This is a genomic window from Microbacterium sp. CBA3102 (genome assembly GCF_007954505.1).
In the GTDB taxonomy this organism is placed as follows: Bacteria; Actinomycetota; Actinomycetes; order Actinomycetales; family Microbacteriaceae; genus Microbacterium; species Microbacterium aurugineum.
Genome location: NZ_CP042412.1, coordinates 2,501,539 through 2,517,382, shown reverse-complemented (window position 1 = coordinate 2,517,382; position 15,844 = coordinate 2,501,539). Strand labels below are relative to the sequence as shown.

The 15,844-nt window shown below is 68.8% G+C and carries 16 protein-coding genes; 6 read left to right on the top strand and 10 right to left on the bottom strand.

Annotation, left to right across the window (positions count from 1 at the left end):
- Positions 1-57: 57 nt before the first annotated feature.
- The 4 genes from FGL91_RS11985 to prmC are packed head-to-tail and all read right to left on the bottom strand — an operon-like array spanning position 58 to position 3,383.
- The gene (locus FGL91_RS11985; protein ID WP_047520463.1) at positions 58-576 is read right to left on the bottom strand and encodes a hypothetical protein; all 519 of its coding nucleotides are present in this window, start codon (positions 574-576) and stop codon (positions 58-60) included.
- On the bottom strand, positions 576-1,745 hold the full coding sequence (locus FGL91_RS11980) for an MraY family glycosyltransferase (protein WP_047520461.1): 1,170 nt from the start codon (positions 1,743-1,745) through the stop codon (positions 576-578). Before FGL91_RS11980 ends, FGL91_RS11985 begins: the two co-directional genes overlap by 1 nt.
- Complete coding sequence (locus FGL91_RS11975) at positions 1,742-2,470, bottom strand: L-threonylcarbamoyladenylate synthase (RefSeq protein ID WP_047520460.1); 729 nt, start codon at positions 2,468-2,470, stop codon at positions 1,742-1,744. Before FGL91_RS11975 ends, FGL91_RS11980 begins: the two co-directional genes overlap by 4 nt.
- 52 nt (positions 2,471-2,522) lie before the next feature.
- Complete coding sequence (gene prmC / locus FGL91_RS11970) at positions 2,523-3,383, bottom strand: peptide chain release factor N(5)-glutamine methyltransferase (protein ID WP_153243922.1); 861 nt, start codon at positions 3,381-3,383, stop codon at positions 2,523-2,525.
- Between the two features lie 99 nt (positions 3,384-3,482).
- Here prmC and cysK point away from each other — a divergent pair, with 99 nt between their 5' ends.
- Positions 3,483-4,421, top strand: a complete 939-nt coding sequence (gene cysK, locus FGL91_RS11965) for a cysteine synthase A (protein ID WP_047520456.1) — start codon at positions 3,483-3,485, stop codon at positions 4,419-4,421.
- Positions 4,422-4,429: 8 nt separating this feature from the next.
- Complete coding sequence (gene epsC, locus FGL91_RS11960; protein ID WP_131492147.1) at positions 4,430-4,999, top strand: serine O-acetyltransferase EpsC; 570 nt, start codon at positions 4,430-4,432, stop codon at positions 4,997-4,999.
- A gap of 22 nt (positions 5,000-5,021) precedes the next feature.
- On the opposite strand, the gene FGL91_RS11955 is transcribed toward epsC, so the two are convergent.
- The 6 genes from FGL91_RS11955 to lysA form a co-directional block, all read right to left on the bottom strand.
- Complete coding sequence (locus tag FGL91_RS11955) at positions 5,022-5,429, bottom strand: phage holin family protein (RefSeq protein WP_153243921.1); 408 nt, start codon at positions 5,427-5,429, stop codon at positions 5,022-5,024.
- A gap of 34 nt (positions 5,430-5,463) precedes the next feature.
- Entirely contained in the window at positions 5,464-6,543 is a 1,080-nt protein-coding gene (prfA, locus tag FGL91_RS11950) for a peptide chain release factor 1 (protein ID WP_131492149.1), read from the bottom strand.
- Between the two features lie 11 nt (positions 6,544-6,554).
- On the bottom strand, positions 6,555-8,480 hold the full coding sequence (rho, locus tag FGL91_RS11945; protein WP_227991599.1) for a transcription termination factor Rho: 1,926 nt from the start codon (positions 8,478-8,480) through the stop codon (positions 6,555-6,557).
- 164 nt (positions 8,481-8,644) lie between these two features.
- The gene (thrB, locus tag FGL91_RS11940; protein ID WP_372492640.1) at positions 8,645-9,607 is read right to left on the bottom strand and encodes a homoserine kinase; all 963 of its coding nucleotides are present in this window, start codon (positions 9,605-9,607) and stop codon (positions 8,645-8,647) included.
- A 2-nt stretch (positions 9,608-9,609) separates the two neighbouring features.
- Complete coding sequence (locus FGL91_RS11935; protein ID WP_153243919.1) at positions 9,610-10,914, bottom strand: homoserine dehydrogenase; 1,305 nt, start codon at positions 10,912-10,914, stop codon at positions 9,610-9,612.
- Between the two features lie 21 nt (positions 10,915-10,935).
- Positions 10,936-12,354: a diaminopimelate decarboxylase gene (lysA, locus tag FGL91_RS11930; protein WP_131492152.1), complete on the bottom strand. Its 1,419-nt coding sequence runs from the start codon at positions 12,352-12,354 to the stop codon at positions 10,936-10,938.
- A 149-nt stretch (positions 12,355-12,503) separates the two neighbouring features.
- On the opposite strand from lysA, the gene FGL91_RS11925 reads away from it, so the two are divergent.
- The 4 genes from FGL91_RS11925 (at position 12,504) to FGL91_RS11910 (ending at position 15,840) form a co-directional block, all read left to right on the top strand.
- Entirely contained in the window at positions 12,504-13,550 is a 1,047-nt protein-coding gene (locus FGL91_RS11925) for a YihY/virulence factor BrkB family protein (RefSeq protein WP_131492153.1), read from the top strand.
- 76 nt (positions 13,551-13,626) lie between these two features.
- Positions 13,627-14,529 (top strand): alpha/beta fold hydrolase, encoded by a 903-nt coding sequence (locus FGL91_RS11920; RefSeq protein WP_131492154.1) that lies wholly within the window; start codon positions 13,627-13,629, stop codon positions 14,527-14,529.
- Complete coding sequence (locus FGL91_RS11915; protein WP_153243918.1) at positions 14,507-15,091, top strand: TetR/AcrR family transcriptional regulator; 585 nt, start codon at positions 14,507-14,509, stop codon at positions 15,089-15,091. The genes FGL91_RS11920 and FGL91_RS11915 overlap by 23 nt, the downstream gene beginning before the upstream one ends.
- A complete protein-coding gene (locus FGL91_RS11910) occupies positions 15,088-15,840 on the top strand; it encodes an alpha/beta fold hydrolase (RefSeq protein ID WP_227991598.1) in 753 nt (250 codons plus the stop codon). The genes FGL91_RS11915 and FGL91_RS11910 overlap by 4 nt, the downstream gene beginning before the upstream one ends.
- Positions 15,841-15,844: the final 4 nt, after the last annotated feature.

The window sequence follows — 15,844 nt, the reverse complement described above, 5'->3', positions numbered from 1 at the left end:
AAGCGCTCGCGGGCGAGCGGCGGGCACGGTTCAACAGTATCAGAATCTGAGGGGACCCTAAGACCGCGGGGCCTCGTCGACGGGCCCTTCTCCGATGTCGTTGGCCCTTCCGGGGGCACGGTCCTCCGGCACCTCCGTCGGAAGCGATATATCGCTTACGTTCGGCAACCGCATGCGGGTGAGGACGATGACGTCGATCGCGAGCGACATCAGCACGCCGGCGACGATCGAGAGGAAGAAGACCATCGGGTGCAGCCACGGCTGCCCCGCGAGAAGGATCATCGCCACCACGAACAGACCCAGCTTCAGCAGCCACCCCCCGAGGACGATGGCGAAGAAGAGCTGCACGTAGATCGGATCGCCGTACCAGCGGTTGGCGATGAGGATGCTGATCCCGGTGATGGCCAGGAAGAGTGCGGCGAGCAGCACGCCCAGCAGCCCACTGACCAGCCCCTCCCCCTGGGCCACGAGGTAGCCGACGCCACCGGCGATGATCGCGAGCACGGCGGTGGCCACGCCCGATGCGATGAGTGTGCGCCGGAGGATCGGCGTGCTGGAAACGGGGCTCGGGCTCATCAGGACTCCACGGGTGTCGGGTCGGTTTCGGCGGCCGCGGGGTTCTTCCTGCGGCGGGTGGGGCTCAGGGTGACGACGAGGCAGGCGGCGATGCCCACGATGCCGAAGCCGACGCCCGGGAGGTACTGTCCCGGCCAGTCCTCCCGCGCACCGACGTACATCAGGAGGACGGCGATCGAGATGACGGCCGTCCACGCGTAGAAGATGAGGACTGCGTCGCGGTCCCGGTGCCCGAGGTCGAGCATCCGGTGATGCAGGTGCTTGCGATCGGGCGAGAACGGCGAACGCCCCGCACTCATGCGACGGAGCACCGCGAGACCGAAGTCGAGCAGCGGCAGCAGGACGACGAGCAGGGGCAGCAGGATCGGCAGGAAGGCACCGACGAGCTGCGAACGTCCGAGACGCTCGGGGTCCAAGGCGGACGGGTCCATCTGCCCGGTGATGGCGATCGCCGAGGTCGCCATCAGCAGCCCGATCACCAGAGCGCCGGAGTCGCCCATGAAGAGCTTCGCCGGGCTCCAGTTCAGCGGGAGGAAGCCCAGGCAGGCACCGATCAGCACGGCGGCGAGGAAGGTCGACAGATTGAAGTAGCTGGAGGCGCCGGAGTCACGCGTGAAGATGTACGAGTAGGCGAAGAAGACACCGTTGGAGATGAGGCACACGCCCGCGACGAGACCGTCGAGCCCATCGATGAAGTTCACCGCGTTCATGACGATGACGATCGCGAACATCGTGATCGTGATGCTCAGCCAGCTCGAGACCACGATGAGATCGCCGAAGGGCAGGGACAGGATCTGCAGCCCCCCGCCGACCGTGATGAGGCCGGCGGCCAGGAACTGCGCACCGAGCTTGATCATCCAGTCGATGTCCCAGAGGTCGTCCACGACCCCGATGATCGCGATCAGCAGCGAAGCGCCGAGGATCGACCACATCGTCTGCGGCGGGATCCAGATGCTCTGGAAGAACGGGTTGATGGCGGAGAACCCGAAAGCGGCCGCGATGCCGAGGAAGATCGCCACACCGCCGAGTCGTGGCGTGGGCGTGGTGTGCACATCACGCTCACGGATGCCGGGATACAGCTTGAAGCGAAGGCTCAGTCGCCAGACCGCCCAGGTCAGCGCGAAGGTGATCGCTGCCGTGAGGATGACCGTGGCGAGATACTGCTTCACGAATCCGCGTCCTGCTGCTCCTCCGCGTGCTCGTGCCCCTCGTGCTGCTCCTCCGGCTCGAGGAGGTCACCCAGCACGTCGTGCAGCTGTTCACGCGTCACCGCACCGTCGCGGAGGATGCGCACCGTTCCGGCATCTGCATCCCCACCCCGGCGCACGAGGGAGGTGGCATCGACGATCGTGGAGGCGATGCCGTCCTTGCTCAGTCCATCGGCGAGGTACACGGCGACACTGTCACCCAGCATCTTCTCCGCATCGAGCGCCGAGATCGCCGCCGCCCGTCCGGTGAGGTTCGCGCTGGACACCGCGAGCGGTCCGGTCTCGGCCAGGAGCTCCAACGCCACGCGGCCTTCCGGCATGCGGACGGCGACGGTCCCCTGGGTCTCGCCGAGGTCCCACACCAGCGAGGGCTGTGCGGGGAGCACGATCGTGAGCCCACCGGGCCAGAACGCCTCCACCAGCCGCTCGACCGGTTCCGGCACGGACTCGGCGAGGGCGGCGAGCGTCTCCTTCGTGCCGATGAGAACGGGCGGCGGCTGATCGCGTCCCCTCCCCTTCGCATCGAGGAGCCGCTGCACGGCGGCCGGTGAGAAGGCGTCGGCAGCGACGCCGTAGACGGTATCGGTGGGCATCACGATGAGGTCGCCACGGCCGATCGCCTGGCGCGCATGGCGCATGCCGGCGAGCAGCTGCGATTCGTCGCGGCAGTCGAAGATGGTGGACATGACGGTTCGATTCTATGCGGCGCGGGTATGTCGGATGCTCGGAGGCTGCTGATCAGGGCCTGAGCGCCGTGGTGGTGCGGTCGCGCAGGGTGAGATCGCGATGCGTCGCCGTCGCCCGCCATCCGTCCGCAGCCAGGATGTCGCGGATCGACTCCCCCTGCAGCTCTCCGTGCTCGATGACCAGAAGTCCCCCGGGATGCAGCAGACGCAGCGCGCGGGAGCTGAGCGCCCGCACCACGTCGAGGCCGTCCTGTCCCCCGTAGAGCGCCAGCGCGGGATCGAAGAGCCGCACCTCGGGGTCGCGCGGGATCGCCTCATCGGGAACGTACGGCGGATTCGAGATCACGACCGTCGCCGTGCCGTCCAACTCGGGGAAGGCCTCTCTCAGATCGGAGAGCACGAGCGTCAGATTCTCGACTCCCGCGACGTTGCGCCGTGCCCACTCGTGCGCATCCTCGGAGAGCTCCGCAGCGAAGATCCGCGCATGCGGCACCTCGGTCGCCATCGCCAGCGCGATCGCGCCGCTCCCGGTCCCGAGGTCGACGCCGATCGGTGCCGACTCCGGGGAGTTCAGCAGCGCATCGATCGCGTACTGCACGACGGTCTCCGTCTCCGGACGCGGCACGAAGACACCGGGGCCGACGGCCAGTTCGAGGTGGCGGAAGGGCGCCGAGCCCGTGATGTGCTGCAACGGCTCGCGTGCGGCACGGCGGGTCACCAGAGCATCCAGCGCCGCCGCCCGCTCGTCGTCGAGGCCGTCTCCGCGGACGATGCCGGCCTGCACCTCGCCACGTCGACGGCCGAGGACATGACCTGCGAGCAGTTCGGCGTCGACCAGAGGATCCGGGACGCCGGCGTCGGTCAGGCGCTGGGCTGCGGCACGGACGTGCGCCGCCAGAGAGGTGTCGGACATGCCTTCCAGCGTAGAGTGCACGCGCCTGTCACATAGGCGCCGTCCACTCCCCTCTCCCCTAGGCTGGTCCGGCAGCGATCCCGCACAGGAAGGCTCCTCATGCCCGGCATCCACTCCGACATCACGACCGCGTTCGGCAACACGCCGCTCGTTCGTCTGAACCGCGTGACCGAAGGCCTGGGAGCCACCGTGCTCGCCAAGCTCGAATACTACAACCCCGCGTCCAGCGTGAAGGACCGCATCGGCATCGCGATGATCAACGCCGCCGAAGCCTCGGGCGAGCTGAAGCCGGGTGGCACGATCGTCGAGTCGACCAGTGGCAACACGGGCATCGCCCTCGCGATGGTCGGAGCAGCACGCGGATACCGCGTCATCCTCACGATGCCGGCCTCCATGTCGAAGGAGCGCCGGGTCCTGCTCAAGGCGTTCGGCGCCGAGATCGTGCTCACGGACCCCACCAAGGGCATGAGCGGTGCGATCGAGGAGACGAAGCGCATCGTGGCCGAGACGCCGGGCGCTATCTGGATCCGTCAGTTCGAGAACCCGGCCAACCCGCAGATCCACCGCGAGACCACGGCGCAGGAGATCCTCCGCGACACCGACGGCGCGATCGACATCTTCGTCGCCGGGGTCGGAACCGGCGGAACCGTCACCGGCACCGGCCAGGCCCTCAAGGCCGCGAAGCCCGGTGTGCAGGTCATCGCCGTCGAACCCAAGGACTCCCCCGTCCTCAGCGAAGGACACCCCGGCCCGCACAAGATCCAGGGCATCGGTCCGAACTTCGTCCCGGACGTGCTCGACCGCGACGTGATCGACGAGATCATCACCGCCGAATTCGACGAGTCCCTCCGCGTCGCCCGCGACCTCGCCGCCACGGAGGGTCTGCTCGTGGGCATGTCCTCCGGGGCCGCCGTGTCCGCGGCGCTGAAGGTGGCGGCCCGCGCCGAGAACGCGGGCAAGACGATCGTCGTGGTGATCCCGGACACCGGTGAGCGCTACCTCTCCACCGCGCTGTTCGAGGACCTGCGCGAAGACTGAGATCTCCGATGGGCATCATCGGGCGAATGCGCGAAGACATCGCGGCAGCCCGTCTCCGTGATCCGGCCGCACGCAGCGCCGTCGAGGTGGCACTCCTGTACCCGGGACTCCACGCGATCTGGGCGCACCGCGTCTCGCACGCGCTCTGGCGACGGCGACTCCGACTGCTCGCGCGCGCCGGGTCGCAGCTGTCACGCTGGATGACCGGGATAGAGATCCACCCGGGCGCGAAGATCGGGCGCCGCTTCTTCATCGACCACGGCATGGGCGTGGTCATCGGCGAGACCAGCGAGATCGGTGACGACGTGATGCTGTATCACGGCGTCACCCTCGGCGGACGCACTCGCACCGCAGGGAAACGCCATCCGACCCTCGAGGACGGCGTGGCCGTGGGCGCCGGCGCGAAGATCCTCGGCCCCGTGACGATCGGGGCCGCCTCCGTGATTGGCGCGAACGCCGTGGTCACGCGCGATGCGCCCGCCGACAGCGTGTTGGTCGGCGTTCCCGCGAAACCACGACAGCGCAGCGCCGGTGAGGACACCCGCGCGCTGCTCACCGCTCCGGACTACGCGATCTGAGCGTCGGGCGTCGCTGCACGACTCAGCGTCGTGCGCCCTTGACGGACTCGACCTTCTTGCGCAGGAAGATCAGCGGCAGCAGGACGCTGCCCAGCGCGGTGATCAACCACACGATCACCGATCCGAGAAGCCAGCCGGTGAGATCGGTGATGCGGAGTCCGCCGATGGGAAGCAGCACCACGATGATCAGCGAGATCAGGGTCGAGAAGATGCCGATGCCGCCCATGAGCACGGGCGCGTAGCGATTCGCCATCTTGCCGACCCACGGTGCCAGGACGCTCTGCAGGATCGCGAAGATCAGGATGCAGATGACGAAGCCCCACCACTTGTCCCATTCGATCTGGAACCCTTCGAGAGCGAGGTCGGCGACGATCAGGCCGAGGCCGGCCGATATCACGTACATCAGACCGCGGAACAGGAGTGTGATCACGGCCCGAGCCTAGCGCTCAGCGTGGCTTCGCGCCTCAGGATTCGGCGCCGAGTGCGGCGAGCCGCGCTTCCTCATCCGCGGTGATCGCGCTCTCGATCAGCGGGTCCAGCGCGCCGTCCATCACCTGATCGAGGTTGTAGGCCTTGAAGCCGGTGCGGTGGTCCGCGATCCGATTCTCCGGGAAGTTGTACGTGCGGATGCGCTCGGAGCGGTCCATCCCGCGGATCTGCGAACGGCGCGCGTCGGACGCCGCCGCGTCGAGCTCCTCCTGCTGCCTCGCGAGCAGTCGGGCGCGAAGCACGCGCATTCCGGCCTCGCGGTTCTGCAACTGCGACTTCTCGTTCTGCATCGACACGACGATGCCCGTGGGGACGTGGGTGATGCGCACGGCGGAATCCGTCGTGTTCACCGACTGCCCGCCGGGGCCGGACGAGCGGAAGACATCGATCTTGAGATCGTTCTGATCGATGTGGATCTCCTCCGGCTCATCCACCTCGGGAAAGACCAGCACACCCGTCGTGGAGGTATGGATGCGTCCCTGCGACTCGGTGGCCGGCACACGCTGCACGCGATGCACGCCCCCCTCGTACTTGAGATGCGCCCAGACGCCCTGCGCGGGGTCGGACGAGGAGCCCTTGATCGCGACCTGCACGTCCTTGTAGCCGCCCAGGTCGGACTCGTTGCGCTCCAGGAGCTCCGTCTTCCAGCCTTTGGAGGCGGCGTACTGGATGTACATGCGCAGCAGGTCGGCTGCGAACAGTGCGGACTCCGCACCGCCTTCACCGGCCTTGATCTCCATGATCACGTCACGCGCATCGTCCGGGTCACGCGGGATGAGCAGACGACGCAGACGTTCCTGGGACTCCTGCACCTCCTCCTCCATCGCGGGGATCTCCGCCGCGATGGACTCGTCTTCCCGGGCGAACTCGCGAGCCGTCTCCAGATCATCGGTCGCCGCGACCCATGCCTCGTAGGCGGCGACGATGCGCGACAACTCGGCATAGCGACGGTTCACACGCTTCGCGCGGGCGGCGTCGGCGTGCACCGCCGGGTCGGAGAGCTCCTCCTGAACCCGGCGGTGCTCGTCGATCAGAGTCTGGACGGACTCGAACACGGCTCGGCCGCTCAGCGGATGTTGTTGTCGTGCCCGTGCGCGCCCGAGGGGAGCGTGGGGATCGACTTCTGCATCTGCACGAGGAACTCGACGTTCGAGTTGGTCTCCTTGAGCTTGCCGAGGACGACCTCGAGGGCCTGCTGCTGGTCGAGGCCGGCGAGGGCGCGACGCAGCTTCCACGTGATCTTGACCTCGTCGGCCGACAGCAGCATTTCCTCGCGACGGGTGCTCGACGCGTTCACGTCGACCGCCGGGAAGATGCGCTTGTCCGCGAGCGCACGCGACAGGCGCAGCTCGCTGTTGCCGGTGCCCTTGAACTCCTCGAAGATGACCTCGTCCATCTTCGACCCGGTCTCGACCAGGGCGGTGGCGAGGATCGTGAGGGATCCACCGTTCTCGATGTTGCGCGCGGCTCCGAAGAAGCGCTTGGGCGGGTAGAGCGCGGAGGCGTCGACACCACCGGTGAGCACACGACCCGAGGCCGGAGCCGCCAGGTTGTAGGCACGGCCGAGGCGCGTGATGGAGTCGAGCAGCACGACGACGTCGCGGCCGAGCTCGACCAGACGCTTCGCACGCTCGATCGCGAGCTCCGCCACGGTGGTGTGGTCTTCGGCGGGGCGGTCGAACGTGGAGGCGATGACCTCGCCCTTGACCGAGCGCTCCATGTCGGTGACCTCTTCGGGGCGCTCGTCCACGAGCACGACCATGAGGTGGACCTCAGGGTTGTTCTGCGCGATCGCGTTCGCGATCTGCTGCAGCACGATCGTCTTGCCGGCCTTGGGCGGAGCGACGATGAGGCCGCGCTGTCCCTTGCCTACCGGGGCGACCAGGTCGATGATGCGCTGGGTCAGCTTCTCGGGAGCCGTCTCCAGACGCAGGCGCTCCTGCGGGTAGAGCGGAGTGAGCTTGCCGAACTCCACACGCGTGGCGGCGTCGTCGATCGAGAGACCGTTGATGGAGTCGACCTTGACCAGCGCGTTGTACTTCTGACGGCCCTGCTGCTCGCCTTCGCGCGGCTGCTTGATCGAGCCGACGACGGCGTCACCCTTGCGCAGGTTGTACTTCTTGACCTGTCCGAGCGAAACGTAGACGTCGCTCGGTCCGGCGAGGTAGCCGGTCGTGCGGACGAACGCGTAGTTGTCGAGGACGTCGAGTATGCCGGCGATCGGGATCAGGACATCGTCCTCGCCGATCTCCGTGTCGAACTCATCGGTCGGAGCACCGTTGCGGCGCTTGTTGCGCTGGCGGTTGCGGTTGCTGCCGCCGGACTGCTCGTCATCCCCAGCCGGCTGCGCCTGCTGGTCCTGCCCGGAGCTGTTCTGCCCGCGTCCTCGGTTGCGGCTGCGGTTGCGGTTGCGACCACGCCCGCCCTGCTCCTCACCACTGTCGGAGTCGGAGCCGGAGTCGCCGTTCTGAGGCGCGTCGGCGGGAGCGGCGTCTGCTGCCGTGTCCTTCACCGGCGCGGGGGCGTCGGCGTCGGGCGTCGACTTCTGCGCACCGCGGCGACCGCGTCCCGTCGACTTCGGTGCGGATTCCGCAGCGGCTTCGGCCGGGGCGGCGTCTGCAGCCGGAGCGTCCGAGGAAGCGGCATCCGCGGCGGGAGCCTCGGCGTCCGCCTTCTTCGCGCGGCTCCGACGCGGTGTCTTCGCCTTCGGCGCCGCCTCGGGCGACTCGGCGGACGCCTCCGCAGATGCGGGCTCGCTCGTCGTGGCGGCAGCCGCCTTCGTCGTCTTCGCCTTCGTCGTCTTCGGCTTCGCGGGCTTCTCGGCGCTCTCGACCTTTTCCGCGTTCTCGGCCTTCTCGGCCTTCTCCGCGGTCGTGGCGGTGCTCGCACGACGCGGTGCGCGCTTGCGCGCCGGCGCCGTCTCGGTGGTCGCTGCAGCAGCTTCCGCGGCCGGTGCCGACGAATCGTTCTGGGTCTCGGAGAGGTTCTCCACGAGTACTCCCTTATATGTCATGGGGAATGAGCGTTGAACGCGCACAACGGGTGCTGCGCACGATCGCACGGGCCGGCGCTCAGCGCCAGCCAGCCTCGGCACTTGTGCCTCAAGGGTTTGCGTGCGGGTCTTGCAAGAGTTGCAATGGGGCCAGATTCACGTCGTTACGTGGAGCCCTCCGCTCGAGTCCCCACTGTACCACCACGAACGTCGACTGCGAGCAGGAGCGCCTCCCACGGGGTGTCGGTGACCTGGTCGGCCAGCTCCACCGCGTCTTGACGACTCCCCGGTCCGTCCGCGAGGACGAGAACGCTCGGCCCGGCACCGGAGACGACCGCCGCGAAGCCCGCCTTGCGCAGCGCCTGCACGAGTCGCTGGGTCTCCGGCATGGCCCCGGCCCGGTAGTCCTGATGGAGCCGATCGGCGGTCGCATCGAGGAGCAGTTCCGGGCTCTGCATGAGGGCGGCGATCAACAGCGCCGAGCGGGAGACGTTGAACACCGCATCCGCTGTGGACACATGGGGCGGCTGCAGCGATCGCGCCTGCGAGGTGGACATCGTGTAGGCCGGGACGAGGACGAGCGGCGAGACACCGCGGTGCACGAGCAGCTTCTTGTGCTGCGGGCCGTGCTCTCCCATCCAGGCGATCGTCAATCCGCCGAAGAGCGCAGGGGCGACGTTGTCGGGGTGGCCCTCGATCTCGGTGGCCAAGCGCAGCAGATCGGTGTCCCCGATCTCGACATCGCCCGCGAGGAGCCCCTTCGCCGCGAGCACCCCCGCGGCGACGGCAGCCCCGGAGGATCCGAGACCACGGCCGTGCGGCACGCCGTTCTCGGCGACGATGCGCAGTCCGGGCACCGGTCGGCCCGCGTCCGCGAAGACATAGGCGATCGTCCGGACGATGAGGTTCGAGGCGTCGCGCGGAATCTCGGCCGCACCGGAACCGGTGACCTCGATGTCGAGTTCACCGGCCGGCAGCGCGGTGACCTGGAGCGTGTCGTAGATGCTGAGGGCCAGGCCGAGCGTGTCGAATCCTGGACCGAGGTTCGCACTGGTCGCGGGGACCCGCACCTCGACGGTGCGCCCCTCGACGGATACCCCGTCGACCGGGGGCAGCGCTGTCGCCACCGTCACTCGCCTTCCACGCGGAGCACCGACACGACCCGCGCCACGACGGCGCTGTCGGCGAGGGCGTCGACGGTGGCGCTGAGTGCCTGCTCGGTCGCACGGTGGGTTCCGATGATCAACCGTGCGGTCGGCTCGTCCTCGCCGTCGACGGTCTGTACGACGGTCGCGACGGAGACTCCTCCGTCGCTGAGGATGCCCGCGACCGTGGCGAGCACTCCGGGCGCATCCGAGACCTCGAGCGTGATCTGGTAGCGCGTGGTGACGTGTCCGATCGGGACGACCGGAAGATTGGCGCGGGTCGATTCGCCCACGCCGACGCCGCCGGCGATGTGGCGACGGGCCGCCGAGACCACGTCTCCGAGCACGGCGGACGCGGTCTGGACGCCACCGGCACCCGCACCGTAGAACATCAGGGATCCGGCGGCCTCCGCCTCGACGAACACGGCGTTGTTGGCACCGTGCACCGAAGCGAGGGGGTGGGAGTTCGGGACAAGCGCCGGGTACACGCGCACCGAGATCGACTCGGCACCGTTCGCCTCGATCCGCTCGCACACGGCGAGCAGCTTGATCACGAAGCCCGCTGCGCGCGCCTCCTCGATCATCGACGGGGTGATCGACGTGATCCCCTCGCGGTACACGGCATCGAGCGGCACCGCGGTGTGGAAGGCGAGGCTCGCGAGGATCGCGGCCTTCTGCGCGGCGTCATAGCCCTCGACATCGGCGGTCGGGTCGGCCTCGGCGTACCCGAGGCGCTGCGCGTCGGCGAGCACATCGGCGAAGTCCGCGCCCTCGCTGTCCATCCGATCGAGGATGTAGTTCGTGGTGCCGTTGACGATGCCCATGATGCGCACCACTCGGTCACCCGCCAGCGAGTCGCGCAGGGGGCGGATGATCGGGATCGCACCCGCGGCCGCGGCTTCGTAGTACACGGAGGCACCGACGCGGTCGGCCGCTTCGAACAGCTCGGGGCCGTGGGTCGCCAGCAGCGCCTTGTTGGCCGTGACCACGTCCGCACCGGCGCCGATCGCCTGCAGGATGGTGCTGCGGGCCGGCTCGATGCCGCCGATGAGTTCGATCACGATGTCCGCGCCGAGGACCAGCGATTCCGCATCGGTGGTGAAGAGCTCCGCGGGGAGATCGACGTCGCGGGGCGCGTTCACATCGCGCACTGCGATGCCGGCGAGTTCCAGTTCGGCACCCGCGCGGTCGGCCAGCTCGTCACCGTGGCGCAGCAGGAGCGCCGCGACCTGGGAGCCGACCGCTCCCGCACCCAGCAGTGCCACACGAAGTCGTCGGTAGTCAGTCATGGTTACTCCTTCGGAGGTGGGTCATTTGTCTCGATCGGCGGCCGGCGCCCCGTCGATGCCCATGTCACGGGCCAGCACATCGACGAGGGTCTCGCCACGGACGATGACCGTCGACCGGCCTTCGCGCACGGCGACGACCGGCGGACGCGGAACGTGGTTGTAGTTGCTGGCCAGCGACACGCAGTACGCGCCGGTCGCCGGTACCGCCAAGAGGTCTCCGGGCACGAGATCGTCGGGCAGATACTCGTGATCGACCACGATGTCGCCCGATTCGCAGTGCTTGCCCACGACCCGGCTGAGGCGGGGCTCGCCCGCACCGACGCGCGAAGCAAGGCGTGCAGAGAACTGCGCTCCGTACAGAGCGGGGCGCGCGTTGTCACTCATTCCGCCATCGACGCTGACGTAGCGGCGCACGGCACCCGACTCCACCGTCACGTCCTTGGTGGTGCCGACCTCGTAGATGGTGACGCCGGCGGTACCGACGATCGCGCGGCCCGGCTCGAACGACAGGGCAGGCATCGGGATTCCGCGCGCGGCACACCCCTCCGCCACCGCGTCGACGATCTCACCGGCGAGGTCCTCGATCGGCGTCGGGTCGTCCACGCGCGTGTAGGCGATGCCGAAGCCGCCGCCGAGGTTGAGCTGCGGCACCGGGCCGTCCTGGAGCAGGGTGGCATGCAGGTCGAGCACGCGCGACGCCGACTCGCGGAATCCTGCGACGCCGAAGATCTGTGAGCCGATGTGACAGTGCAGGCCCGCGAACACCAGCCCGGGAATCTCCCGGATCCGGGCGACGGCGTGCTCGGCGTCCGGCAGCGGGAAGCCGAACTTCTGATCCTCGTGGGCCGTGGCGAGGAAGTCGTGCGTCTCGGCGTGCACACCGCTGATCACACGCACCAGTACCCGTTGCGTGGCGCCGGTGCGGGCGGTGATGGCCGCGAGCCGCTCGATCTCGATCGCGCTGTCCACGATGATCGTGCCGACTCCGACCTCGACCGCACGCTCCAGCTCGGCGACCGACTTGTTGTTGCCGTGGAAACCGAGGGACGCCGGGGCGACACCGGCAGCGAGCGCGACCGCGAGCTCCCCTCCGGTGCAGACGTCGATGCGGAGCCCCTCGTCGACAACCCAGCGCGCCACGGTCGTGCACAGGAACGCCTTGCCTGCGTAGTAGACCTGCGCCGTCGTCCCGTGCTCGGCCGCTGCACGATCGAACGCGACACGGAACCGTCGGGCACGACCCCGCACCTCATCCTCGTCCAGGACCAGCAGCGGCGAGCCGTAGGTACGGGTGAGCGAGGGGGCGCTGACGCCGGCGATGAGGAGCGCGCCGTCGTCGTCGCGCACGGCGGACTCGGGCCAGACGCCGTCGGCGAGATCGTTCGCGTCGTCGGGGACGACGAGCCATTCCGGAGCGAGCGAATCGGCAGGGGGAAGCACTGATCACCAATCGTGGGAAGGATCTCGGGCGAGCGGGCGCACATCGAGGTTGTCCCGATTCTAGGGCACCGGCCCCGCCACCCTGGTCAGAGTGACGCTCGACGTCAAGCCCCCTGTGATGAGCAGTTCACGGCTCCTAGGGTGGGGACGTGGCGAACACCGAAACACCGACAGACTCCCCCGCGCGCCCCGGACTGGTCGCGCGCATCACGGGCCCGCTCATCGCGTGGGCTCTGGCACGGCGCCCGGTGCGCGCGGCATTGCTGTACAGCGAGCGACGCGGGCCGATGCTCGCCGACAGCGTCACCTACCGCGCGTTGTTCAGCGTCTTCGCCGGCGTACTGCTCGGCTTCTCGATCGCCGCGCTCTGGCTCGCGGGGAATCCGGCAGCGTTGCAGGCGATCATCGATGCCGTCGAGGCGGCCGTGCCGGGACTGATCGGAGAGGAAGGGGTGATCGATCCGGACGCCCTCCGGGCGCCCGCATCCTTCTCCATCGCCGGCATCATCTCCCTGATCGCCCTGGTGGGCGCCGCGCTGAGCGCCATCGGCTCGTTGCGCACGGCGGTGCGGGTCCTCGCCGGCACCCTGCAGGACGACATCCTGTGGATCTGGGTCATCCTGCGCAATCTCGCTCTCGCGCTCGGCATCGGTCTGGCGTTCGTCGTCTCGGCAGGACTCACGTTCGTCGGTCAGCTCGGCGTGACGTGGATCGCCGACATCCTGGGCCTCCCGTCCGATTCCCCTGCGGTGACGTGGGGCGTGCGTCTGCTCTCACTCCTGGTCGTGTTCGCTCTCGACACCGCACTCATCATCGGCGTCTTCCGCGTGCTCTCGGGAGTGCGCCCGGCCGCGCGCTCCCTGTGGCCCGGCGCGCTGCTCGGCGCCTTCGGCCTCCTGGTCCTGCAGGAGCTGTCCGGCCTGTTCGTGGGCGGCGCGACGAGCAACCCGCTCCTCGCCTCCTTCGCCACGCTGCTCGCGCTGCTCATCTGGTTGAACTTCTCCGCGCAGGTGATGCTGTTCGCCTGCGCGTACATCGTCACGGCCGAGGAAGAGGCCTCGGACCGCGTGCACGCACGTTATGCCGCGACCACCTTCCCTCAGCGGCGTCTGCAGCGGGCCGAGGTCGACGTGCGGATTGCGACGGCGGAGCTGCGGGCCGCGCAGGAGGCCGTAGCAGCGGACACGTCGTCCTAGCGTCACCGCGCCCCGCTACATCACCACGGCTCCGTTGTGACCATTCCGCCTATACTGGTCACAACGAGAGGAAGCCATGCACGCTCGACGACGGCGGATCGACCTTCCCCACGCCACGGTCTCCGCGCTGGAGTGGCGGCCGTCGACGGAGTCCGGGCCGCCCGTGCTGCTGTTGCACGGTGGAGGTGCCGACAGTGCCGCTCTCTCCTGGGGCGAGGTCGGCCCCGCCCTCGCCGACGCCGGACACCGCGTCTTCGCGCCTGATCATCCCGGCTTCGGACAGAGCCCGAGCGCCGCGTGGACCCTCACGCAGGAGAACCTCGTCCGCCACGTCGGCGAACTCGTCGACGCCCTCGAGCTGAGCGACTACGCGATCGCCGGACTCTCCCTCGGCGGCGGGATGACGATCGGGCATCTGTTCGACCGCCCCGCCGGGGCGCGCACCGCTGTCCTCCTCGGATGCTACGGAGTGATGCCCCGCCTCGCCGACGGCCCGCTCGGTCGGGTGACCCATCTGGCCTCCTTCCTCCTCCTGCGCTCGGGCCTGCTGGCTGCGATGACCCGCTCGTACGCGCGCAACGCCTCGGCGATGGAGCGCGGTCTGCGCGACCTGGTCCGCGATCCGCGTGCGCGCACACCGGAACTCGTGGACGCCGTGGCCGTCGAAGCGGCGAACGGAACAGGCTTGGCGACCTTCGGTCAGTGGCAGCGCGACCAAGTGCAGTGGAATCGGTTGCGCACGGTCTACACGGAACGGCTGCCGTCGATCCGCACCCCGACGCTGTTCGTGCACGGAACCCGGGACTCGGGCGTTCCGCTCGCACGCATCGAGAAGGCCTCTGAGCTGCTGCCGGATGCAGCCCTGCTCACGGTCCCCGAAGCCGGGCACTGGGTCCAGCGCGACCGGCCCGATCTCGTGATCCCCGCGATGATCGAACACCTGCGAAGGAGCGACGATGCCGCGACCGCGCGTCCCTGACCGGAGAGAACGCATCCTCGATGCCGCAGAAGAGCTCGTGCTCGCTCAGGGCTTCGACCATATGAGTGTCGCGTCCGTCGCCGCACGCGCAGGCATCGGCAAGGGCGCCGTGTATCTGGAGTTCGCCGGCAAACGTGATGTCCTCGATGCCCTGCTCCTGCGAGGGAACAGGCGCATGGCCGATCGCGTCCGCCGCGAACTGGGAGACCACCCTCGTCTCGGCGATGCCTGCCGGGCGACTGCGCGAGCACTGCTGGATGATCCGCTGATGACTGCGGCCTTCCTGGATGACCGGGGCGTGCTCGGCTCCCACGTGATGGAGGTGACCGACGACCGCTACCGGACACGCCATCACCGAGTGGTCGAGTGGTTCCGGGAACTGCAGGATCGCCACCTCATCATCGCCGACGTCGATCCCCGCTCGCTCGCCCTGGCCCTGTCGAGCACGACGATCGGGCTCCTCTCTGCGGCGCGTCTGCTCGGCCCGCTCGATCGGTCCGTGCTGGAGGACACGATCGACACCATCGGCCGGATGGCCGCGACCTTCGAAACGGAGCGATGATGCAACGGGAATCCTCCGCTCCGGCCCACGACGGCCCAGTGCTGCTCCTCCACGGCGGGGGCGTGGCCGGATGGATGTGGGATCCGCTGCGTTCCCACCTCACCGCGGAGCATCGCCTCCTCGTTCCGGACCTCCCGGGCCATGGTCGCAATGCGGCCGATCCGTATGTGTCGCACGCAGAGACCACCGCCGCACTCGCGCAACTCCTCGAGGAGGAAGGAGGTTCTGCGACGGTCGTCGGGTTCTCGCTCGGCGCACAACTGGCCGTCCGACTCGCCGCGGAACGGCCCGACCTCGTGGACCGCGTGGTCGTCATCAGCGCGCAGGCCACGCCGATGCGAGGCACCGCCGCGACGCTCGCGATGCTCGGCGCCCTGTCGTGGCTCGCGCGGCAGAGGTGGTTCGCGAAGCTGCAAGCGCGTCAGCTGTACATCCCCGATGAACTCCTCCCCGAGTACATCCGGACCTCCGCAGGCATATCCCGAGAGACCCTCCTGCGCTCCGTCGAAGAGAATCTCCGGTTCGTTCCCCCCACGGCGTGGGGAGCCTTTCCCGGCGACGCGTTGATCCTGGTCGGCGCCGCGGAGAAAGCACTCATGAAACGCTCTGCCGCCGCACTCGACGCGGCCCTCCCACAGAGCACGCTCCAGGTCGTGGACGGATGCGGCCACGGCATACCGCTGCAACGTCCGGCCTGGCTGGCACAGCGGATCGAGGACTGGCTCGCCGACACCGCTGAACGCCCCTAGCGAC

Coding starts and splice junctions, on each gene's coding strand:
- FGL91_RS11985 (WP_047520463.1), bottom strand. CDS start 576: ATGAGCCCGAGCCCCGTTTCCAGCACGCCGATCCTCCGGCGCACACTC.
- FGL91_RS11975 (WP_047520460.1), bottom strand. CDS start 2,470: ATGTCCACCATCTTCGACTGCCGCGACGAATCGCAGCTGCTCGCCGGC.
- prmC (WP_153243922.1), bottom strand. CDS start 3,383: ATGTCCGACACCTCTCTGGCGGCGCACGTCCGTGCCGCAGCCCAGCGC.
- cysK (WP_047520456.1), top strand. CDS start 3,483: ATGCCCGGCATCCACTCCGACATCACGACCGCGTTCGGCAACACGCCG.
- epsC (WP_131492147.1), top strand. CDS start 4,430: ATGGGCATCATCGGGCGAATGCGCGAAGACATCGCGGCAGCCCGTCTC.
- FGL91_RS11935 (WP_153243919.1), bottom strand. CDS start 10,914: ATGACTGACTACCGACGACTTCGTGTGGCACTGCTGGGTGCGGGAGCG.
- FGL91_RS11920 (WP_131492154.1), top strand. CDS start 13,627: ATGCACGCTCGACGACGGCGGATCGACCTTCCCCACGCCACGGTCTCC.
- FGL91_RS11915 (WP_153243918.1), top strand. CDS start 14,507: ATGCCGCGACCGCGCGTCCCTGACCGGAGAGAACGCATCCTCGATGCC.
- FGL91_RS11910 (WP_227991598.1), top strand. CDS start 15,088: ATGATGCAACGGGAATCCTCCGCTCCGGCCCACGACGGCCCAGTGCTG.